At 61.6% G+C, this 22,714-nt stretch carries 13 protein-coding genes and 1 pseudogene; 6 read left to right on the top strand and 8 right to left on the bottom strand.

From position 1 onward, the window contains the following. Positions 1-155: 155 nt before the first annotated feature. Together L1069_RS09735 and L1069_RS09730 are read right to left on the bottom strand one after the other, a co-directional pair. The gene (locus L1069_RS09735) at positions 156-11,138 is read right to left on the bottom strand and encodes an NPCBM/NEW2 domain-containing protein (RefSeq protein WP_237455537.1); all 10,983 of its coding nucleotides are present in this window, start codon (positions 11,136-11,138) and stop codon (positions 156-158) included. A 578-nt stretch (positions 11,139-11,716) separates the two neighbouring features. After that, positions 11,717-11,872, bottom strand: a pseudogene (locus L1069_RS09730) (integrase core domain-containing protein); the annotation flags it as partial. Between the two features lie 15 nt (positions 11,873-11,887). On the opposite strand from L1069_RS09730, the gene L1069_RS09725 reads away from it, so the two are divergent. From L1069_RS09725 to L1069_RS09715, 3 genes are read left to right on the top strand one after another with little or no spacing between them, the layout of a single operon-like run. Continuing rightward, complete coding sequence (locus L1069_RS09725; RefSeq protein WP_343328054.1) at positions 11,888-12,214, top strand: cation transporting ATPase C-terminal domain-containing protein; 327 nt, start codon at positions 11,888-11,890, stop codon at positions 12,212-12,214. Positions 12,215-12,258: 44 nt separating this feature from the next. After that, positions 12,259-12,972 (top strand): VIT1/CCC1 transporter family protein, encoded by a 714-nt coding sequence (locus L1069_RS09720; RefSeq protein ID WP_237455576.1) that lies wholly within the window; start codon positions 12,259-12,261, stop codon positions 12,970-12,972. 57 nt (positions 12,973-13,029) lie between these two features. Continuing rightward, a complete protein-coding gene (locus tag L1069_RS09715) occupies positions 13,030-14,175 on the top strand; it encodes a site-2 protease family protein (RefSeq protein WP_237455536.1) in 1,146 nt (381 codons plus the stop codon). 10 nt (positions 14,176-14,185) lie between these two features. On the opposite strand, the gene L1069_RS09710 is transcribed toward L1069_RS09715, so the two are convergent. The 3 genes from L1069_RS09710 to L1069_RS09700 form a co-directional block, all read right to left on the bottom strand. Beyond that, a complete protein-coding gene (locus L1069_RS09710; protein WP_237455535.1) occupies positions 14,186-15,004 on the bottom strand; it encodes a formate/nitrite transporter family protein in 819 nt (272 codons plus the stop codon). A 40-nt stretch (positions 15,005-15,044) separates the two neighbouring features. Then, on the bottom strand, positions 15,045-15,890 hold the full coding sequence (locus L1069_RS09705) for a universal stress protein (protein WP_237455534.1): 846 nt from the start codon (positions 15,888-15,890) through the stop codon (positions 15,045-15,047). 247 nt (positions 15,891-16,137) lie between these two features. Beyond that, entirely contained in the window at positions 16,138-16,536 is a 399-nt protein-coding gene (locus tag L1069_RS09700) for a DUF4405 domain-containing protein (protein ID WP_237455533.1), read from the bottom strand. A gap of 159 nt (positions 16,537-16,695) precedes the next feature. On the opposite strand from L1069_RS09700, the gene L1069_RS09695 reads away from it, so the two are divergent. Continuing rightward, positions 16,696-16,968 (top strand): hypothetical protein, encoded by a 273-nt coding sequence (locus L1069_RS09695; protein WP_237455532.1) that lies wholly within the window; start codon positions 16,696-16,698, stop codon positions 16,966-16,968. A 133-nt stretch (positions 16,969-17,101) separates the two neighbouring features. After that, a complete protein-coding gene (locus L1069_RS09690) occupies positions 17,102-17,509 on the top strand; it encodes a universal stress protein (RefSeq protein WP_237455531.1) in 408 nt (135 codons plus the stop codon). On the opposite strand, the gene L1069_RS09685 is transcribed toward L1069_RS09690, so the two are convergent. The 3 genes from L1069_RS09685 to L1069_RS09675 are packed head-to-tail and all read right to left on the bottom strand — an operon-like array spanning position 17,506 to position 22,316. Continuing rightward, complete coding sequence (locus L1069_RS09685) at positions 17,506-18,630, bottom strand: ABC transporter permease (protein WP_237455530.1); 1,125 nt, start codon at positions 18,628-18,630, stop codon at positions 17,506-17,508. The two genes, L1069_RS09690 and L1069_RS09685, sit on opposite strands and share 4 nt — an antisense overlap. Continuing rightward, entirely contained in the window at positions 18,631-21,324 is a 2,694-nt protein-coding gene (gene rbbA / locus L1069_RS09680; protein WP_237455529.1) for a ribosome-associated ATPase/putative transporter RbbA, read from the bottom strand. After that, positions 21,321-22,316 carry an HlyD family efflux transporter periplasmic adaptor subunit gene (locus tag L1069_RS09675; protein ID WP_237455528.1) on the bottom strand — a complete coding sequence of 332 codons (996 nt, stop codon included), beginning with the start codon at positions 22,314-22,316 and terminating at the stop codon, positions 21,321-21,323. Before L1069_RS09675 ends, rbbA begins: the two co-directional genes overlap by 4 nt. 174 nt (positions 22,317-22,490) lie before the next feature. Between L1069_RS09675 and L1069_RS09670 the strand changes: the two genes are divergently transcribed. Beyond that, positions 22,491-22,646: a hypothetical protein gene (locus L1069_RS09670; RefSeq protein ID WP_205879980.1), complete on the top strand. Its 156-nt coding sequence runs from the start codon at positions 22,491-22,493 to the stop codon at positions 22,644-22,646. The last annotated feature ends 68 nt before the right edge of the window (positions 22,647-22,714 follow it).

Raw genomic sequence — 22,714 nt, 5'->3', positions numbered from 1 at the left:
TACTCTCCTTAACAACTAATCACAAATCACTATAGCTGCCGACACGGAAGCACCTGCCTTGCGGCAGAGGCCTCTGGTTGTGAAAGAGTGTGCCGTGCACATGTTGCGGGCACCGGATTTGCACCGGTGCCCGCTCTCGATTGACGGGATTGCGGTTACACAGCTGGTGTGACCCACAGACGGGTGATCTCTTCCTGGATCGTTGCCCCCGATTGTGTTGCCGCACCGTAGTCAAACCGTGCATGCCCCGCCATCTGAGACACCAGCAGATCGATGTTTGCGCTCGACAGGCTTTTGCCGCCGGCTGCCAGTTCCTCGATTTTGCCTGCTCCGTCTTCGCTGAAGTAGCCATTGATACGCTGACTGCCGTCAGCTTCAGAACCACTTTCGCTGTTCAGGATGTAAAGATCCTCGCCGTCGCGGGTGAACCACAGGTTGGAGATCCCGATAGACCGGCCGTTGAGGTCTTCATAGATGATCCGGTCGGTGCCTCCGGCGTCCGAGATCACATCATGGCCATCGCCGGCGCTGTAGATATAGGCGTCATCTCCCTGGCCGCCCCGAAGGTCATCGTCACCCTTGCGGCCCCGCAGCAGGTCATTGCCGCCCTGCCCGTCCAGATAGTTGCTGGCGGCGTTGCCATAGAACTGATCACCGTGAGAGGAACCGATGGCCCCTTCGAAACTGGAAAGTTTGTCTTCCTCATACCAATTGCCGTCATCAGCCTTGTAGCGTGCAAACTGATTGCTCCCCAACTCGATCCAAACAGCGTGGTTCGCATCATAGTAGCTGGCGATGTCATATCCAGCCCCGCCATCCAGGTCATCGACGAACGACCCGCCGTTGATCAGGTCATCGCCAGCCCCGCCAGTGATTGTATCCGCGCCATTTCCGCCCTGAAGGAAATTCGCGCTGCTGTTGCCAATCAGCACGTCATTCAGCCCGCTGCCGATGACCCCTTCAAAGCCGGAAACACTATCGCCGTTGTTCCAAACGCCGCTAGCAAAGTACTGCTCAGTCTGATCGCCGCTGAGATCAAACCGAATAGCCCAGCTCGCTCCTTTGTAGCTCGCGGTGTCAAACCCATCGCCGCCTTCCAGGTGGTCCAGCCCTGCGCCGCCATGAATAAGGTCATCACCGCCATAACCGTAGAGAAAGTCCCGCGTATCTCCGCCAGACAGGAATTCCTCCGCATCCGTCCCGACAAAGTAGTCCTCTCCGGTGCCGCCAATCTGCTGATTGGCAAAGCTGCCATTGAAGTAGTCAAAGGCGGTCTTCTGCCTGTCCGACACGGTGTGGATCTGGGCCTGCGGCAGCGGCGCTTCGGCGGGCCGCACGAACCGGGCACCCGCCCAATCCGCATGATCCGCACCATTGCCGTCGCCGGCGTCGCCAACCACCAGCCGCAGCTGGGAATACCCGGCAACCGACACATCGACTTTGCCTGCACCGTCATTTCCGGTCAGGGTGCCGCTTTCGAACAGCAGCTGGTTGTCGCCATAAACCTTGAAGGTAACAGAGCCGTTGGCGCCGACTTCGTCATCAACCCCGATATCGGAGATGAACCGGCGGGCACCCTCGGGAATATCCACCACGATCTCCGACCCGGCATGCACGCCCACGCCTTTGGCATAGGTTGCGCCGCCGATTGTGATCTGGTTCCCGTCAGCCGAACCGGCTTCACCGTTCGACCGGTTCCGTTCTGCAGCGCCCCAGCCGTTGCTCTGGGAACTGAAGGTCAGATCGCTGAGATAGACGTTCTCTTCACCGGGCGCGTTGGACACAGTTTCCGTTACACCGGTCGTGGTAAAGGTGATCTCTTTGATCCAGCGTGCCTTGCTGAAGGTCCCGCTGACCCCGACCAGCCGATAGCTCTTGTAAGGGATGCCACCGGTCCGGATCTGTACCGTGTCGCTGCTGTTGCCGGCAGGTTCCCAGTCATAGACGTCAGAAACATCCTGCCAGTTTCCTGTGTTATCCAACGCCTGGATCTTGAACTGGCTCTTCGGATCAGCTGTGTTCTGGCTGCGCAGGACGTCGATCGCGATGTCAGCCGCCGCCTGCTTATCCTCGGCATAGGCCCTGCTCGACAGATCGCTGTCGATGGTCAGGCTGGTCAGAAGGATCTTGTCAGCCAGGTCAAACCTGATCCAGGCGTTGCCGTTCAAAGCGACATCATCTTCGCCTGTTGCCCAGGCTGTTGCGTCCCGGTTCAACTGCCAGCCGTCCACGATGTTCGAGGGGTTGGAGCGGCTGCCCCAGCTTGTCGAATCCACTTCCGACACCCCGATGTCCGCGCTGCTGGAATGCGCAACTGCCAGCGAGCTGGCTGCCTCGCTCTCCAGGATTTCACCTGACTTGATCTTACCGCCATCCAGATCACGGTTGGCCCAGTAGCTGCGCACGGTTGAGAAAGTCGACAGAGAATCGCTGACCGAGACATTGATCAGCCCGCCTCGGTCGCCTGCCTCGTAGCTGGCGAATTTTTCGTCACCAGACACAATATCCGCGGCCGACACCCCGGCATCCATAAAGCGTTTGATGGCATCGGCACTGGTGATGCCAATCCGGAAATAGGCATCAATGCGGGCATGATCGCTGAGGCCCTTCTCAGCCATCACAGCGGCGACTTCCTTTGCGGCTGACCGCTGGTATCCGGCAATGAAGAGAGCCTTTTCGATCAAGACCGCATCCTGGCTGGTGGCCGTGCCGCTGATCAGATCCCGGACTGTCTTCACGTCCTGCGGCAGAACTCCTTCGCTCAGGTACTGCTCGCCCTGGATGGCGTTCAGCCCCCCGTCTATTGCAGCCAGTACAAAGTCTGCATTGGCACCAATCCCCCGCAGCTGGGTGACAAAGGCCAGGTCAAACTCATCCGGACGGATCTTGTCCCGAACCCCGGACGACGCATCTTTCAGCAGTTCGTCGCTGAACAGCTTGATAACCTCCGCATCCTGCAGACCGGCTTTCAGATACGCGATCGCATTGGCAACCGCTGGTTTGTTCTGGAACCCTAGGCTGTCAACCAGGTGATCAATCAGGCCGCTCAGGTCTCCTTGCAGGCGCTGTCCGCGCAGCAGAACCTTGGCCTCCGCTGCAGTCAGTGATTGATCCAGGAACTCAAATCCAGCACCCGATTGCACCCGGCTGCCAGCCAGCTCATAGGCGTTTTCGCCAAAGTAGATTGTGCCATCAAAGTCTGGGTGGAACTCCTCAGCTGACGGATGCTCCAGCCCGTCAGTGAACGCATTCCAGGCAATCGAGGGCAGTTCGGTCTGGAACAGCAACCCTTCGGTGTCATGCGCGATCCGCAGACGCCGCGTCGCCGTATCCATCGCCACCAGGATCTGGCCTTTTTCAAAGGATTTCAGATGCGGCGAGCCGGGCGAAGTCTGGAACTGGCGTAAATGGCCGCTCCATTCCCGCAGATGCAGTTCCAGATCCCCGTCGCGGTTGACCTCTATCCGGATACCAGGCTTGCTGCCCCAGGACGTCTGGTCAAAGATCGTGACCTTGGTATCGAACTGGCTTTTGTCCTCTTGTGACAGATAGGCGAAATCCCTGTTTTCCAATTTCTGCCAGCCGGAGGTCGTTCTGGGCGCCTGAACCAGAGTGTCTTCAACGTTGAACGCCTCCACGGATTGCGCCTCAGCCGCGGTCAGCCCGGCATTGACATAGTGGACCACGTCTTTACGGGCGATGCCGGCGTCCAGATAAGCCTGGTACTGCGGATCCCCGTCCGGAAGCTGCACGTCATGGTTATAGGTGTCGCCATGCGTCGCCGTGGCACTGCTGCGCCAGGCAAAGCTGATCAGGTCCGGCTCCAGATAGTAGTTCTTGAAGTAAAGCGACTGCGAACCGTCAGCCGAGGTCAGCTTCAGATCAAGGCCGATCACTTCCTTTGCATAGGCGGCCACATCCGTGTCCAGTTCAACATACCCATAGCCCTGGTTGCTGCCAAAGGCGAAATGCGGCTGCTGCGGCAGGTCGAAGAAATGCGGCTTGCCGTTGTCCACCAGCTGAATGCGCTGGTGGTTGCGGGCATCCAGTTCATAGAAGTTGGTCTCTCCGGAAACCAGTGCAGGCAGCCCGTAGGTGAATCCGCTTACACCCAGGCGGACCCGCAGGTGACGCGCTTCGGTTTCCCGGTTGAAGTTCTTCAGCGTGACCTGGCTGTTCTGATAGGACAGGATCAGATCGCCGCCCTGATGGGTCAGCACCACGTCGCGCATGTCGTCCGATGCAACGCCTTCCAGCTGCAGCATGTCATAGGTCAGTGCGCCGTCGGTGTTGTCGATGACATAGGATTTGCTGCCTGACAGGTCCACTGTGTAGGTGTCGCTGCCTGCGCCGCCGGCCATCTCGGTGTAGTTGGCGCCGGACATCTCGTCGTCGCCGCTACTGCCCAGATAGCTGTCTGTTTCCGCTGCAATCGCCTGCGCGGTCACCGACTGTCCATTCACCGACAGCCCCGGAGCAGAAGCAGCCGCGTAATAGCCTTCGATCAGCAGCGACTGCTGCGCTTCCAGCCCCAGCGCGGGGTCCAGTCGGCTTTCGTCATAGACCAGCAGATCATCCCCCATACGCAGATAGGCAATCTGCGACAGGGATGCGATGGAAACCGCCAGCCCCGCTGCGGCGTCCGCCTGTGCGACATAGCGGCCTTGCGCATCGGTGGAACTCAGTTCAACCGCATCGCCTGCCTTCACCGGAGTTGTCGAGCGCAAACCTGACACTGCCTCTTCCGCCTCGGCTGTCCCGCCGGCAAGATTTTCTATGGACAGACGGCCGCCGCCTTCTGCAGGCAGTTGCAGCAATGCAGGAACCGCGTTTTCGGCACCGGGCGTGTTGGCATAGATCGAAATCTGTCCGGCATGTGCGTGGTAATCCGGAATGATGACTTCGATGGTATCGTCGAGGGCGAAGTACAGAAGGGTCAGTTGCCCATCTTCATTGTAGAAATAATCCACCTTGTCCAAATCGGCATTCAGCACAACCGACATCATCCGCTGGGTACGCGGCTCCAGAACAAAGGAGCCGGAACCGGGATTGAGCCGGTAGGTTGAGACTGCCTGATCACCGGCAAGGCGTGTAAGGTCGTTGTCGCCCTCCGCCTTTTTCTGGAAAACAAAGGATTTGGACACCCGTTCCAGTGAAACCGGATAAACGTTGCTGCCGTCACCCCGGTACTTGTTTTCCAGCGTCAGAGAGAAGCTGGCGCCGCTCTTGTCCCGGAACTGCAGGATCTTGTTCTTGCGCACCACACCTTCGCCTTCGAAGATATCGCCAATCTGCAGGGACTTGCCATCCGGCCCGCGCAGCACCAGCGCGTTGGCCGAGGTATCCAGCGTGTAGCGGTCATAGTTGTCCGGCAGTTCGATCAGCGCCGCCTGCGGGCCGTCGTTCTTGTCCAGCCAGATCTGGCCGTGGCTGCCCGCGCTCCACAGGAAAGTGTCGTCGCTGGTGCTGTGAATAACGATGCCGCTGTTGACGACAATTGTATTGGCGCCGCCGCCGCCATGCACCTCATAACCGCTGGCAAAGCCATCGCCCCGCACATCAAGCAGGTTGTCGCCATCGTCGCCATAGACCTTGGTAAAGCTATGCGCATTCACCACCGATATGTTCTCGATGCTGGACAGGTTGAAGTCGAGCGGGTCCGGATGCACGATCCGCCCGGTGCCCGCTCTCAGGTCGATGGTCGCTGTATTCCCATCCGCATCCAGGATCAGCGTATCGACACCGGCGCCGCCATCCAGATGACCCACTTTGGCTTCCGCGGACATGTTGTAGACATCCGCCAGATTGCCGCCTGTCAGCCGAGCCAGCTCGGTGGAGTTGTCCAGGCTGAACAGGTTCTTCTTCGCGAGATCGCCGGTAACCGACTCACCGGCCTTGCGGCCAAGCTCCGCCCAAACGGTGGTGCCGGCAGCAATCAGCTGCGTGGTGATCCGCTCCAGACTGCCAAAAACCGGACCTTCCTGCTGCAGCAGATAGCCAACCTCATCCTTGTCGCCGTCATTGTCGCCATCATAGTCGACAATGCCGTAGTTCACGTTAAAGCTGCGGTTGCGGACATTGAGGTCCTTGTGGCCGCTTTTGGCAAAGATGTCAGATAGATAGGCCTTGGTTTCATTCCAGCCGTCCAGCAGGCTGGTTTCCGTGTCCGCTGCCGCTTCCTCGCCCTGTTTTTTGGCCTTGGCTTCCTTGAACCCGCGGGTTTCCACGCCGACCCAGGCGGCGAAGAACTGATGCACCTTGTCTGCGGTGTTCTCAAAATAGTCGCCGTATTCCTCGATCTGCAGCGCACCTTGAACGATGCCCTGGATAATGAAGGCCGCAGCACCGATGGCCAGGCCGATGGGGCCGGCAGACGAGGCGACTGTCGCCAACAGCGATCCGGCCGCGGCGGCGGCCGCAACTGTCGTGCCCGCAGCGGATGCCGAAACTGCGGCGGCAATGGAGACGCCAGTCAGCGCTACACTGGCTGCCAGGGACACCGTGGTGATCACGGTGCTGGAGACCAGAGATTTGTACTCAATGCTGCCTGTGTCGCCGTTGTTGTTCCAGAAATCCTTCCATTCCAGCCCGATGGAGGTCAGGCTGATCGGCGCCAGCAACAGATCCAGCCCCCCCGCCTTGACCGCTTTGCCAACGGTTCCCAGCGCCTTGCCTGCCAGCTTGAAGCCGGTGCTGATGCCCTTGCTGACCACTGTCGGCAGTGCCACGCCGCCAGCCAGTTCCGTCACGGTCAGGGCTTTCTGGGTGGTGTTCAGGTTGTTCCAGTCAGTAATGACCGAGCGGACCGAATTCAGTGTCGTCAGTGTGGTAAAGCTGATGTTAGCCCCGTTCAGCGCCTTCTGCGCCCGCGACGGGCTGAAGTTGCGGCGCAGGGACTGCCCCAGTTTCTGGGTCTCCAGATCAGTGTCCTGACGCAGCTTTGTTTCGATGCCCCGGTACAGTTCCGGGTCAATCTTGGTGAGAGCGCTGACCAGCTCCAGCCGGTCCCTGTAGGTGCCGCTGTTGACGATCTTGCGGACGGCATTGACATCCAGCGGATCCGCATAAGGCCCGGCCCGGAACACGCCTTTCTCATTAAGATAGCCCATCGCATCGGAACGGGTCCAATCGGCCATGTCCACAATCGCGGTGCCGTCGTCCAGCCCGCGCACGCTGCGCCGCAGCTGATCCGTCGAGGCGATTTCGAGCAGCTGCAGATCGGACGCTCCGCGGTGCTTGTTCCTCAGCTTCTGGAAGTCCTGCTCGCTGTAGCCGTTCAGCTGTTTGGACAGCTCGGCAACCCGCAGCACCGAAGCGGTATCTTCAATCGAAAGACCATACTTCACCTGCAGCTCCTGCGACTTGCGCAGGTTCCGGCTCTGGCCGGTTGCAGTCTCGACCGCCTGATGGAAGTCGGGTGCCGCCTCATAAGCGCCCGTGATCTTGGACGTGACCACATCGGCCAGCGATTGGGCCAGATCTGTTGTTCCGACCTTGCTGTCCTGCAGGGAGTCGGAACTGAAGACTTTGGTCAGATCGCCGCTTTCCGCCTCCAGCCGCTGCTTCAGGATGACAGCGATCTTTACCTTCTCCGCGTCCGCCAGGTCGCTGGACAGAACGCTTTCCAGGCCGCGCACATCAAACCGGAGATCAGACAGCATTGCGCCGCCGCCCGCCAGCTCAGCAAACACATTGCCGGATACCTTGAGCCCGTGAACGGAGGTGGCCGCATCATACAGCGCCAGCGCCGAGACGGATTTGCCGTTCAGGCTGATATCCCCAAGCTTGGACAGGCGCTGCCGCTCGGTCACGAAACCATCGCCCTCCAGCAGGCCGTCAAGCGCCGTGAAGGCCTCCTTGCCGGAAACTTTGGATGGATCGAACTGGTAGGTGTCAAACACCAGGCTGCCCGAGGAGTTCTTCTTTGTGTCATAATAGGAGGCAAGGCTGCCCTCCCAGTGCCCGCCGCTGCTTTTCTGCGCCAAGTGGCTTTCGATGACCGACTTCAGGGCCCCTGCTGTTCCGGCCTCGGAGGATGACGACAGCTTCACTTCAGCTGCATTGGTTTCGTAGAAGTGATAGCTGGCGGTGCCGCCGGAAACTTTCTTGGCCACGGCAAAGGCGTGGTTGCCGGTATGCAGTTCGTAAAATGCATCGCCGGACGCCGCTTGCAGCCGCGACATCACCTGATCCAGCGTGAGGTTCCCCTGCCCGTTCAGCACCGATTGCGCCGCGTCGCCGGAATTGCCAAAGGCGCTCAGGCGGCGGATCAGGCTTTGGAAGCCGACACTTTCCACATCTTCGCGCACTGAACTGCTGCTGTTGTCCACGATTCTGGAGTGGGTAAACACGCCGTCCAGAAACTTTTGCTTGGTGCTGTCGGACTGCGACAGGCTGTAGAGATAGCCCAGCGACAGGCCAACACACTGGCCGCAAGGCTTGCCGTCCTTACCGACCCCGACATAGAGCGATTGCGGTGCGTGACGGACTTCGGTTGTGAACTGGCCCGCCGGCGCCTTGCTGTCCACCATCCGGGTGAACCCGGCTGAAACTTCGCCCGACAGCGCATCCCAGCTCAGCAGGCGCTCGATATCGCTGCCGTCGTCGCCCAGGAGATACAGCTGGTCATCCCCTGCCCCGGCCCGCACGCGGCTGGTCCCCGCCTGGTTCGGCGGCGCCTTGTAAAAGGTCAGGTTCTTCTGGATTTCCAGCGTCTGGCCCACGGTATAGCCAGCCGAACCGCCTGCTTTGACGACAAAACCGCCAGAAGTCACAGCCTTATCGGTGAACCCGGACTTGACTGACACACTAAAGGTCAGCTGATTTGCGTTCTTAGTCTTGGTTGGATTTTTCAGGATTTTCTGAATATCCTTCTGAAACCCAGTGTCGTCGAACCCTGCCTGGTGTCCGGAGCTGTCACGAACGATATGCTTCTTATAGAGCGCTTCGGCAGCGTCATCGCGGATTTTGAAGTCCACCACAAAGCTTTTTGATTTGTCATTCCCAAAGGCTTCGCCCGCCGTGCTGGACAGCCTTCGTGCTTCCTGCCGCCAATTGTCAAAAACGTCCTTTCCGAACAGTTTTTGCAGCCCGTTTTTGAAACCCAGCAATTCCTTGCCGATCCCGGCAATTGTATTCTTGTGCAAGGAGAACGGGATCGTGAATTGGCCTTTCTCTGCGATTTTGGCCTGGCCCAGCCGAGCCTCGGCTGTGGCGTAGCTTTGCGCGGCAGACCCGGAGACATTGTCCGGACGGGCGTCTTCAGCCCGCAATCCGGCGCCGCCGGAAATTGGTGTCCAACCCAATGTGATGCCACCGTCTGTCTTCGCTTTCCGTTTTGCCACTGCTGCCGGATCGTTCTGAAGCAGCTTGTCAATATCAATCTTGGTGATTTCCTTGTTGCCCGGCGTGGATATTGTGATTGAACCGGATGAGGTTCCATCTGCTGCTGCTGCATCTCCGGAACTTCCCGCAACACCGCTTGACAGTCCTGCCGCCACCTCGCCCTTCTTTTTGATTTCACGGGTATAGTTCTGGAAATCAATCGCTTCCAGTTCCCCTGTGTACAGCTGCTCAATCAGGTACTGGACTGCAACCAGGTCCAGGTTGGAGGATGACCAAGTGGCGGTCTTTTGGTAGTTTATCAGCTTCACATCCAGGGTAGGCTGGGTATATGCGGCATCGACACCTGCTGCATAGTCGCCCCGGACTTTGAAAGAGCGGCCGCTGGCAATGACCAAATCAACAGAATAGACACCATCCTTGGCGTTGATGGTAAAAGCAGAAGTCGTGTCCGAATCAAAGCCGACACCTGCCTTGAACCCCTCACCAGTAACAGCTTTGACACCAATTCCATGGTTGCGCTCCGACTGGAAAGCAAACGTGGTCGTCCCGATGTCACCCGTCATTGTGGTCGGAATATCCTTCAGAATATCCAGTTTCTGCGCATCCGTCAGTTCGCCAAGCGCCGGATTCCTGTTGGGTTTAACGACCTGATCAAAGAAATAGTCGAAGGGTTTGGTGCGCGTTTCGCTGCTGTTGAATTGAGCAATCCGGCTCTTCAGTCCTGCCAGATCTTCGATGTCGCCATCGGTGTCTTCCAGCAACGGTGTTTCGCCGCTTGTTCCTGCACGTGCCTCAACAATCCGGGTTTTGACCGCATTGACACGCTTTTTAACCAGCGAGCCGGTGCTGGAGGCGCCTTGCTTTAACCGCTTCGCTGCCCCAAGGAAACTGGATTTCAAGCTGGGGCGGGCATCGGGATCAACGGATGTGCCAGTGGTACCGGATTGAACCAGCGGGGTTGCAGATTTGAGAAATGCTGCCCTGGAGGATTCAGGCTTGCGCAGACGGATCAGATTCAAAAAGTCGAACCCATCCGCACTGATTTCTGTGGCATCGCCCTGGTTTGCATCCAGAAGTCCCGCTGCGTCCTGGCTGGCCGTCCGCCGCAGCCGTGAAACGAATTCACCGGGTGTGAACAGATCGTTCCGGATTTCGTTCAAGCCGTCCGCAAGGCTTTTGCTTTTATTTTTTTTCAAAGCCCCGCTGCTGGTGCCTTCTGCACCTGCAAACTCGATGTCAAACCCTTCGCCGCCCATCTCAATGACGGCGGCATCTTCGTCCGCTGCTTCCGCCGCTGTATCGATCTCAAAAGCTTCGGCAATATCCGGATAGAGTGCAGCCGCGAATTTCGCCCCTTCATCGCCACTGCTGTCGCCCTCGCCCAGCAGAGCGTCAAAGTGATGTCCCAGCTCCTCAGCCAGAAGGTATTTCAGATAGGCGCGCCCCTGTGTGATCGCATCGTAGGTCAGCACGATAGTGCCGCCCGCATTTGCCGAATACGCCGCATGCGCCCCGTCCAGGCTGTGTTCCGGCAGGATTGCCAGGCCTTCCGGCATCAAGTCGTCGTCGATATTGGCAAACTTGTTGAACAGGGTATTTTCAGCTGTCTGGTCGCCGGTCAGCTTACTGAAGCTTGCACGCAGGATCTCCCGTAATCCGGCTGCATCTTCCGACACCGCCAGATTGAGATCCGCCAGCACCTCGGCCATGACATCGGCGATATGATCGTATTCCGCCGCCAGTAGGTTTTCATCACCGCTTTCAGCGTAGAGAAGGTCTTCTGTCGTTGTCATGCCGTTCAGCCCTTAATCCTGGTTGCCGCTTCTGTACACGCCTGTGCACTTGACGGGCTTGGTAGGAAAGCTGGGAGAAACGCTCAAATTCCTATCGCAAATACATCATTCACGGCACGAATAAGGTCGCCATGCCTGACCTAAATAACGTCACAGTTGTTGAGGCCTGAAATTTGTGCAACCTAACGGACACAGGCTAGCAACGCCTTATGCCGCAACACTTTAGTTCAACACACCTGTTCAGTACCCGGCAGAGGTACTTATAAAAATGAATTTGAGAATGAATTGATTTCCGACAACCGGGCCAGCGAGGATGACGTTACGTAAGCCTTGAGTTTTGCCGCAATTCTTGAAGCGAATGTCAATGGATTTGAGGGCAATTGCCGCAGCCTGGGCCCGTCAGGACCAGATTTCAGCTGCACGGCAGCCTGCGTGGCCTCCAAGCTTTGCCGGATTCGCTGCATCTTTGTACGCCTGAATCGCTCAACTGAAGACCTGGCAAGTGGTCATGCGCCCTAAGACTCGTCCGGTCCATGCCGGTGCCGGGATTGGAGCTCACCCCATTTTTGGCCCGCGCTTCATGCGACCTTTCGGGTTTCGTTCAGTCGGGCCGCAAATTCGCCCGGCGTCAAGTTCCCCAGCGAGGAATGCGGCCTGGCTTCATTGTAATCGGCTTTCCATTCGTTGATCCGCTTTCGGGCGTCGTCCATCGACAGGAACCATGAGGCGTTCAATCTGTTCGTCGCTGAATCGTTTCTTCGGCATCGGTACACTCCCTCTCTTGCCAGAAATGCACCCAAAAGCCCGCTCTCACTCCGGACCAGTTTCAGGGATCAGGACCAGTAGCGCAGGGGCTTTACACTGGGCTGGCCAGCCTGTGGCTGTTCCTGCATCTGCTGGACGGCAACGAGGATTTGACCCGCACCGCAGCCTTTACCGCCATGGTGGTCTTTGAAAAGGCCAGCGTCTTTGCCTTCCGCTCCTTGCATCCGTCGAGCTGGCGGATCGGATTCTTCAGCAATCCGCTGCTGCTGGCGGCGCTGACGTTGACCATCGGGGCGCAGGTGGCGGCTTGACCTCCCTCAATGCGGGTTTTGCCGTTCCGGGCCATCCTGCGGGCATGAAGGGCGATCACGGGCACAGCAAGGAAGACATCGCACGGCGGCTTGCGGGCAGCAACGGCACCGGGCGGCTGCGCGACGCGGTATACGGCGGCATCGACGGCGCGGTCACCACTTTTGCGATTGCCGCGGGCGTCGAGGGCGCCGGGTTTTCGCAAGGCGTGATCATCGCTCTGGGCATTGCCAATGTGCTGGCGGACGGGTTTTCCATGGCGGCGGCCAACTACCTGGGCACCAAGGCGGATCTGGACGACCGGCGGCGGCTCTACAAGGTGGAGAAGCGCCATATCCGCCAGTATCCCGAGGGTGAGCGCGAGGAGCTGCGCCAAATATTTCAGGAGCTGGGGCTGAGCGGCGCCGTGCTGGAAGGCGCGGTACAGTCCGTTGCCGCCAAGCCGGAGAAATGGGTGTCACTGATGCTGACCAGCGAATACGGGTTGGCCCCTGCGGAACCCAATCCGGTTGCGGCGGCGCTGACAACCTTTGCCGCCTTCATGGTGGCGGGCATCGTGCCGCTCTTGCCGTTCATGCTGGGGCTGCCGGATCCGTTTCTGACGGCGGCGCTGGCCACCGCGGCAGTGTTTTTCGGCATCGGCGCCAGCAAAAGCGTCTGGTCGCTGGCGCCCTGGTGGAAATCCGGGCTGGAGACACTGCTGATCGGCTCCTGTGCTGCTGCCGTGGCCTATCTGGCGGGCAGTCTGTTCCGGGTTTGAGCCGGATCAAGGGAGGCGGGCCGGTTTGCCCCTAAGCTGAGGACCGGAGGGGAGCCCATGTTTTCCAATGCCATCAAGATCGCCACCCTGCAGGGGTTTGACATCCGTATCGACCCAAGCTGGGCGCTGATTGCTGCGCTGATTACCTGGAGCCTGTCAACGCAGTTTTTCCCTACGGTTTATCCCGGTGCCGGCGGCAGCGTCTATTTCACCCTGGCGCTGCTGGCGATGCTGGGTTTTTTCGGCTCGCTGGTCCTGCATGAGATGTCCCATTCGGTGGTGGCCCGCCGGTACGGGGTCGAGATCAAGGGGATCACCCTGTTTATCTTCGGCGGGGTTGCAGAGCTGGGATCGGAGCCGAAGACTGCCGCCAGCGAATTCTGGATTGCCATTGCAGGCCCCTTGATGAGCTTTGCTCTGGCTTTTGCCTTCTGGCTGCTGGCCCAGGCGGGCGGGCTGCTGGCGCCGGGGACGGCGCTGATCCCTGTGCTGGACTATCTGGCGCTGATCAACCTGGTGCTGGCGGTGTTCAACCTGCTGCCGGCTTTTCCATTGGATGGCGGGCGGATCTTCCGGGCGTATCTGTGGAGCCGCAGCCGCGATCTTCTGCAGGCGACAGCCACCGCCACAAGGATCAGCAGCTTTTTTGCGTATGCGCTGATTGTCTTTGGCGTCATCGGGCTGTTTTCCGGCAATCCGGTTGCGTCGCTCTGGCAGGTGCTGATCGGGGTGTTTGTGCTGGCTGCGGCCAAGGGCACCTATGCCCGCCAGCTGCAGGAGGCGGCATTCAAGGGCAAGACGGTGGCTGCTCTGATGACGCGCGATGCGGTCACCGTGCTGCCGGAGGTGAGCCTGCAATACCTCGCGGATCAGGTGATGCTGGCGGAACGCAAGAGCTTTGTGCCGGTGGTGCTGGGCGATGTGCTGCTGGGTTTTGCCGATACCGGCCTGCTGACGCAGACCCCGCGCGCGGAATGGGCGGCAACCCGCGTGGGCGACGTCTATGCGGCGGCGGATGCAGATAATATGGTCGGCCCGGAGATGCCGGCCGCGGAGCTGATGGCGAAGATCTCGTCTACCGGGCGGCGCAAGTTTCTGGTGGCAGAGGGGCGCCAGCTGCTGGGGGTGGTCACCCTGTCCGACTTGATGGGCTATCTGGCGGTGCTGCAGGAAATCCGCCTGCCGGACCGAAAAACAGAGTAAGGCGGCGGCGTCAGCGGCTTTGCTCAGGCGCGTGTTCAGTCTGCCGCTGCGCGGAGCCGCCGAGAAAAGCGAACCAATAGGCCAAGGCAACGCCGCCCGCACCGCCGGCGATGTTGCCGAGGGTGACCCAGAACAGGTTGGCGGCAGCCGCGGTAAAGGGGGTCCCCGCTCCGGCTGCCCAAGCCTGCGGGAAGAAATACATGTTGGCAATCGAGTGCTCGAGCCCCAGGAGCACAAAGGCAGTGACCGGCCAGAGGATGGCCAGAACCTTGCCGGCCGCGGTGCGGGCGGCGAAAGACAGCCAGACGGCGAGGCAGACCAGGGCGTTGCACAGCGCGCCGCGCATGAAAGCCTCAAGCGGGGCGAGGCCGGCCTTGGCCTCTGCGATCCCGGCGGCGGTTGCGCCCATCGGGCCGTCCAGCAAACCAGTCAGCGCAAAGGCGGCGGCCAGGCCGGCGGCGCCTGCCAGATTGCCGGCATAGACAATGCCCCAGCTGCGCAGCAGCAGGCGCAGCGGGATCTTGCGGTCCACCGCGGCGATCACCATCAGCACATTGCCGGTGAACAGCTCTGCCCCGGCAATCACCACCAGGATCAGGCCGAGCGAGAACACCGCGCCGCCCAGCACCCGGACCGGTCCTGCGACGGGGGATGCGCCGGTCAGGGTCATGGTATAGGCCGCTGCGCCGAAACCGATGAAGGCGCCCGCCAGCATTGCCAGCACGAACATCTGCGGCAGCGGCAGATGGGCCTTGGCGGTTCCGGCATTTTCTACACGTGCCGCGATTTCGGCGGGTTTGTAGGCATCAAAGGGGGCCTGGCTGGTCATGTTCCGGCTCCTGGTGTCATGGGCGCAAGGGCAGCGGGCGTCAGTGGGCAAAAAGCACCGGCAGCTCCGTCTGATCGATCATCGTGCGGGTGGTGCCGCCGAAGACAGCCTCGCGCAGGCGGGAATGGCCATAGGCCCCCATCACCACCAGACCGGCCCCGGCCTCGCGGGCGCGCCGCTGAATTCCGTGGCCGACGTCCTGGCCGCCGCCGGGGAACTGCGACACGGTCACCTTGCAGCCCTGGTGGCTGAGCCAGGCTGCGGCATCGGTGCCCGGATCCTCGCCGTCGCGCTGATCGGAGGCGCCGGATTCAAAGCAGCCGATCACGACCTCCTCGGCGCGGCACAGCCAGGGCAGCGCCAGATGGGCGGCGCGGGAGGCGGCAAGGCTGCTGTCCCAGGCCAGGAACACGCGGTTGCAGCTGGCAAAGGGCGCGCCGTTCACAATGACCGGAACCGGCGACTGGAAGAGCAGGCCGTGCAGCGCCTCGCGGAAGACAGCCCCGTGGTCCCTGAGGCCCTCGGCAAACTGCGCGATGTCGCAGGTCTTGGCCCGCTGGGCGCACAGCAGCCGGATATCCGCACCGGCGCAGACCGCATATTGCACATCGCCGGTGCAGCTGTTGCGGGTGAGGAGATCGTTGACCTCTGCGGCGCGGATCTCTGCTGCCTGCCGGGCGTCGCGCAGGCCGTCCACCCAGTCAGCGGGCATCGCAGCCGAGCCGAAGGCCGTTGTGCCGGAGACAAAGTAGGGGCTGCCGGGCAGGTTATCGAGCAGCAGGCAAGCCAGGTAGGCGTCCTGGCCCTGCGCCGCCTCGGCGGCGGCAGTGATGGTTGCGTCGCTGGTGTCAGTGGCAAGAACGAAGAGAGAGGTTTTGCGTTGCATGGCGGGCCTCCGAGCTGGATCGCGGCAGGCGGAGTGCGCACCGCGTTGATCAGTAGATCAGGGTTGCCGCGGGATGCCATGATCCTGATCAATCCGGTGTGAAAGGCAGCCTCCCCTTGGCCGCCAGCATGGAATTTACCGGGCTGCCCCTGCAAACCATACCTATAGCAAAGGCCGGCCTTTCGGCGGCATCCGGTCGCCGGGATCACGTTTCAGCGGGTCCAGTAGTCATGTGTGAACAGCTCGCTCAGCTCAAGTAGCCAGCTGCCCGGCGGAAGCTGAAGAAGGCCAGAACGGTAAGGCCGGCAACCGCCGCAAACGCAATCAGCGCCTCGGCCCGGTGGCCGCGTGAAGACATCTTGCTGCCGAAGAAAAGAGTTTTGAACACATGCAAATGATGCGCTGCATGCCACAGGGAAAAGGCAATAAACAGCGCCGCCAGGACAATATGGAGATCGCTCCAGTCCTGCCTGCCCAGTCCCAGCGCATCCCAACCCATCTCTTTGGAAATCTTACCTTTGGGTGCAAAGAAAAGGATACCGCCGCTGAGAAGAATGGCTGCAAATGAGAAGGTTACGCCAAAAACGGCCAAGGCCCTGCTTGTCAGCCCGGCTTTTGATCTGGTTCGGGCATCGGTGTTGGTCATTTTGCTGCCTCCAGTCAGGATTGGTTGAGTCTATCCGGCTGCAAGCCCACCTGCATTGATCCAGACATGGGTTTGGCGCGCAAGCGCAGCGCTGGCTGGTTTGACTTCACTCAAGGCGGATGCAAAGCGCCTCTGGTACGCTGCGCCAGGGGAAAAACAATGCATCCGGATGAAAACCAGCAGGTTGAAGTGGTGGCCTTTCTGAGCGCCCCGTCAGCCTATGGCATTGGCGCACCGGTCGAGGTGATCACGACCCATTCCGCGCATGTGTTCCTGACCGGCGGTCTGGCGTTCAGGATCAAGCGGGCGGTGCGCTACAGTTACCTGGACCTCTCCACGCTGCAGGCCCGCAAAGACGTGCTGGCGCGAATGCTGCGGATTGGACCCGGATCAACTGCGCCGGCACCGAGGATGAGGTTGCCGGGCGGGTGAAAGCCGCTCTGCGGAAGGCGTGACCAGCCCCGGCCTGGCGCGGCGGCAGGCACACCGCAGAGCTGGACAACCTCAATAAATGCAGGCCGGCGGCCACGGGCGTAACGTTGAACAACACCAAAGGAGGATCACGATGTACAAACATATTCTGGTTCCGATTGCCCCGGATCACGGTGCCGATACGGCCCGGTCGCTGGAGGCTGCCCGCCTGCTGGCCGACGGCGATGCCAGGATCACCGCGCTGACTGTGGCTGACGAGATCCCCGGCTATGTGGTTCAGCAGCTGCCCAAGGGTCTGCTGGAAAACACCCGCGCCGAGATGCTGGCGTCGCTGAAGGCGGATCTGGGCGGGGTGGCAGGCATCAAGGCGGATGTGGTCACCGGCCATGCCGGGCGCACGATCACCGATTACGCCGACGCGCATGGCACCGACTGCATCGTCATCGCCTCGCACCGGCCGGGCCTGCAGGATTATTTCCTCGGCTCGACAGCGGCGCGGGTTGTGCGCCATGCCAAATGCACCGTGGTTGTGATCCGCTAGCGATCCTGCGCCACTGAGCGGCGGAACAGCACCAGGCTGGTTGCCAACAGGGCCGCGCCCAGCAGTGCCATCCACAGGAATTCCGGCCAGACGGTCTCAACCCCTGCGCCCTTGAAGACGATGGCCTGGCTGGCGGCCATGTAGTGACGCGAGGGCAGGAAAGTGGTGATGGCCTGCAGCCAGGCGGGCTGGCTCTCCACCGGGGTTTCGCCGCCTGACAGCATCAGCATCGGCAGGATGGTCAGCATCACCAGCAGCGCAAATTGCGCCATCGAGCGCGCCACAGTTGCCAGAAACACCCCAAGCGCGGTTGCGGTGAACAGAAACAGCGCGGTGCCGCAGAGGAACAGCAGCGTGGAGCCTGCAATGGTGATGTCCAGCACCCCCTGCATCACAAAAGCCAGCGACAGCGCCGCCGCAACCAGCACCACCGCGGCATTTGCCCAGATCTTGGCCACGGCAATGTCAAAGGGCGAGAGCGGCATCGCCAGCAGGTGCTCAATGGTGCCGTGCTCGCGCTCGCGGATCATCGCGGCGCCGGTGAGGATCGTGGTCAGCCACATGATCTGGCCGATCAGCGCGTTGATGCCGGCAAAGCGCACGGTGTCGCGGTTCGGGTTGAAGGCGCTGCGGATGATGATGCCCAGGGTCTGCGGCGCTGAGAGGTCGGCGCCGATGGCAAAACGGCGGATCTCGGTGCTGAGGATGCTGGTGATGTAACTGGCGCCAATACCTGCCTGTTCCATTGCGGTGGCGTCGATCAGCACCTGAATCTCCGGCACGCGGGCGGCGCGCAGATCCTTTTCAAACCCCGGCGGCACCGCGACGACAAACAGGAAATCGCCCGCATCCATCCGGGCGGCGCCGGTGCCGGGCTCGACCTGCACCACCGGCTGAAATTCGGGTGGAAAGAAGGCCCCGGCCAGGGTGCGCGACAGGGGGGAGTTGTCCTCGTCCGCAAAGGCGATCGAGGCGTTGTTGACCGAGGTGGCGACCCCTGTCGCCTCCATCACCGGTGCCAGGGTGAAGGACCAGACCAGCAGCGCCATCATCACCCAGTCGCGGCGCAGGCTCATCATCTCCTTGAGACCGAGCCAGAATATGCGGGACAGACGCTGCATCTACTTCTCCTGCGCGCGCAGCGTCAGCGCGGCCAGCAGTGTGAACACCGGCCCGAAGCAGGCGAGCGCCAGAATGTCAGGGCCAAGCGCCTCCCAGCCCAGGCCCTTGGTGAAGGCGCCGACGTTCAGATGCAGAAAGTAGGAGGACGGCCACAGCGAACCGACGGTCCGGGCGCCGCCTTCCAGTGTCGAGACCGGCTGGAGCAAACCGGAGAATTGGATCGTCGGCACCACCGAAGCGATGGCGGTTGCAAAGGTTGCCGCCACCTGGCTGGAGGTCATGGTGGCAATCAGCAGCCCGTAGGAGGTCGCGGCCCAGACATACAGGAGCGCGCCAAGGGCCAGCGGCAGCAGGTCCCCCTTGAGCGGCACCCCGAAGACCGCGATGGTCATCGCCGTGAGCAGCAGGAAGTTCAAAAAGGCGATCACGATATAGGGGATCTGCTTGCCGATCAGAAACTCCAGCCGGGTGGTTGGCGTCACGTAGAAATTGGTGACCGATCCCAGCTCCTTTTCCCGCGCGACGCTGACCGCCATCAGCACCGCGGGCAGCATGATCAGCAGGATTGCGGGCATCGCAGGCGCCATTGCGGCGATGCTCTCGAAACTCTGGTTGTAGCGGAAACGCGGCTCTATCCGGGCGGTTTCACCCTGGCTGGCGCCGCTGGCGGCTGCCTGGGCGTTCAGGAAGGTCTGATGCAGACCGGCGGCGTAGCCTTCTACCGTTTCGCCCTTGAAGGGGATGGCGCCATCGACGATCGCCAGCACCTCTGCGGGTTCATCCGCGCGCAGCTTGCGGCCGAAATCCGGGGGCAGCTCGATCACCAGCGAAACCTCGCCGGAGACCAGGCGGCTGCGGCCCTCAGCGGCGCTGGCCAAGGGCGGCGTTGGCCGGAAGTAGCGGGAGCCGGAAATCTCCGCGAGGTAGGCGCGGCTTTCGGGGCTTTGCGACAGGTCGAGTGCGGCATAGTCCAGCTCATCGATATCCAGCGAAACGCCGAAGCAGAACACCAGCATCAGGATCACCGAGCCAAGGAAGGCAAAGGCGAGCCGCACCGGGTCGCGCAGGACCTCAACCGTTTCTCGCCGGGCATAAGCCAGGGCGCGGATAAGGGAGCCGCCTGCCGGCGCGGTGCCAGTATGCACGGCGGCTTCTGGAGCGGAAACCGGGACAGGGGGATCGGCGGCCTTAAGGATGGAGACAAAGGCCTGTTCCAAGGTGTCCGCGGACTGCGATGTCATCAGCGCCTTGGGTGTGCCTTCGGCCAGCACCTTGCCCGCGTGCATGAAGGAGACCCGGTCGCAGCGTTCGGCCTCGCCCATAAAATGGGTGGAGACAAAGATCGTCACGCCCTCGTTGCGCGACAGTTCGAGGAGCAGCGCCCAGAACATGTCCCGCGCCTCCGGGTCGACGCCGGAGGTCGGCTCATCCAGGATCAGCACCCGCGGGCGGTGGATCAGCGCAACCGCCAGCGACAGGCGCTGCTTGATGCCCAGCGGCAGGGCGGCGGCCAAAGAGGTGCTGTGCGACGCCAGGCCGAAGCGCTGCGTCAGTTCGGCGACCCTGGCCTCCCTGTCCTTGATCCCGAATATGCGGGCGTGGAGCTGCAGGTTCTGCTCAACGGTCAGTTCGCCATAAAGCGAAAAAGCCTGGCTCATGTAGCCGGTTTCGCGGCGCATGGCGCGGTTGCGGGCATCCACCGGCTTGCCGAACAGCTGCGCCTCGCCGGAGCTGATGGGCAAGAGGCCGGTCAGCATCTTCATGGTAGTCGACTTGCCGCAGCCGTTGGAGCCGAGAAAGCCGAAGATTTCACCGCGGGCAATGCTGAAGTCGACATGGTCAACCGCAGTGAAATCACCGAAGCGGCGGGTGAGGCCCCGCGCGGTGATGACCGGCTCGCCGCTGTGCGCCGCTGATGCAGAGTGCTGAAGCGGCGTCGGGCTGCCGTTTCCCTGCAGCTGGCGGTAAGCGGTTTCCAGATCGCCGGTCTGGCGCCTCAGGTCGTCCGGCGGCCCCTGGTACAGCACACGGCCTGCATCCATGGCGACGATCCAGTCGAAACTTTGCGCCTCCTCCATATAGGCGGTGGAGACCAGCACGGTGAGGCCGGGGCTTTGCTGCCGGATGGCGCCGATCAGCGCCCAGAACTGGCGGCGCGACAAGGGGTCGACGCCGGTTGTCGGCTCATCCAGCACCAGCAGTTTGGGGTCGTGGATCAGGGCGCAGCAGAGGCCCAGCTTCTGCTTCATGCCGCCGGACAGCCTGCCCATCAGCCGGTCCGCAAAGGGCGCCAGCCCGGTCGCGGTGAGGAGCGATGCGATGCGGGCCTCGCGCTCTGCCGCGCCTTGGCCGAACAGACGCGAGAAGAACCCGAGATTTTCTCGTACGGAGAGTTCGGGGTAGAGATTGCGGCCCAGCCCCTGCGGCATAAAGGCAATGGCGGGGCAGATGCGGTGCCGGTGCGCGGCGTCGCCGATGGGGCCGCCAAGGACATCTATGGTGCCGGACTGCAGCTTTTTGGCGCCGGTGATCAGGCCCAGAAGGGTCGACTTGCCGACCCCGTCCGGGCCGATGAAGCCCACAAGCCGGCCCGGCGGCAGATCCAAGCAGACCGCGTCCAGCGCGGTATGCTTGCGGTAGCGGTGGCTGACCTCCGCGATGCGTATCCCAGGACTGTCAGCCCGGGAAGTCATTCGAACAGCTCAGGCGGGATGCGCCGCTCCAGCGCTTCGGGCCATTCCTTGGCGGTGTCGAGCCGGATCACGGCGATGCCGCGCAGGCCCGTCTTCACATGTTCGATCCGCGCCGCCACCAGATCCTGCGGGATGCGGACGCGGACGCGGAACACCAGCTGCTCGCGCTCGCTGAGGGTCTCGACCTGTTTGGGGGTGAACTGGGCCTCTGGCGAGACAAATGTGACGGTTGCGGGAATGGCGTAATCGGGCAGGGCATCCAGCACGATGCGGGCCTCGGCCCCGATCGGCAGAAGCCCGGCCTCGCGGGCGGGCAGGAACACCTCCATATAGATGTTTTCCAGGCTCAGGAGCGTTAGGATCGGTGCCCCGGCGCCGACCACCTCACCCGGCTCCGCCAGCCGGTACAGGACCCGGCCCGGCACCGGCGCGGTGAGGGTGCTGTCCTCGATCTGCGCGGCAATCCGGCGGACCTCTGCCTCTGCCGCTGCGATGCCGGCGTCCGCGGTGGCGACCCGCGCCTTTGCGGCGCCCAGCACTGCCTCGGCGACCTGATGGGCGGTGTCGCGCTCCTCAAACACGGTTTCGGAGATGTTATGCCCGGCCAAGAGGGCAGTGGCACGGTCCAGCTCATGTTTTGCCCGGCGGTGCTCGCTCTGGCGCTGGACAACCAGCGCTTCCGCCTCGGCCTTGGTCTGGCGCGCCAGGGCAGCCTCGGCCTTGGCCCGGTCATGCGCCGCCGACAGCTCATCGGTGTCCATTTCGACCAGAATGCCGCCGGCCGCCACCAGGCTGCCCTCGCCGGCCATCACCTTGGCCACCCGGCCCGCCCGTGCGGGGGCGATCTCGACCTGTTCGGCCTCGATCCGGCCGTTGCCCTGAACGAAGCCATCCGGCAAGTCCGCGCCGTTTTCTGCAACGAGCAGATAGACGGCAGCGGCCGTGAGCAGAACAGCCGCAGCGGCAAAAAGTGCACCGGCAGTTTTTGTCATGGCAAAGCACCCCGTCCCGTTGCTGCACATGCGGAGCCTATCCGGGTTCCGCGCATGCTGCCTTGCTCTGTGTCAATCCTGCGCTGCCGGATTGCCGCTATCATTGGATCATGTGCGGCGGGTACCTGGTTCGGGCCGGGCGGCGCAGAGGTTCCGGAGCAAAGGGGAACGGCGATGATGATGCGGCTGGCAGTAACACTTGCAATTGCGGCAGGCCCGGTCTGGGCGCAGGGCAATGGCCTGGAGGAAGGGCGTGACCTGTTCCTGTACTTCTGCGCTGAATGCCACGGCAAGGATGCGGCCTGCCATGACATTCATCGACTAGCATAGCTCTGTGCCCCGCAAGGCTTTTCAGCCCTGCGATATCTGAGGTCTCCGGGCTGCTAAGCCTTGCTAAC

It is taken from the genome of Leisingera sp. MMG026 (assembly GCF_021654205.1).
In the GTDB taxonomy this organism is placed as follows: domain Bacteria; phylum Pseudomonadota; class Alphaproteobacteria; order Rhodobacterales; family Rhodobacteraceae; genus Leisingera.
Note: the sequence above shows the minus strand (reverse complement) of the source record. Positions and strands in the feature narration are given on the sequence as shown.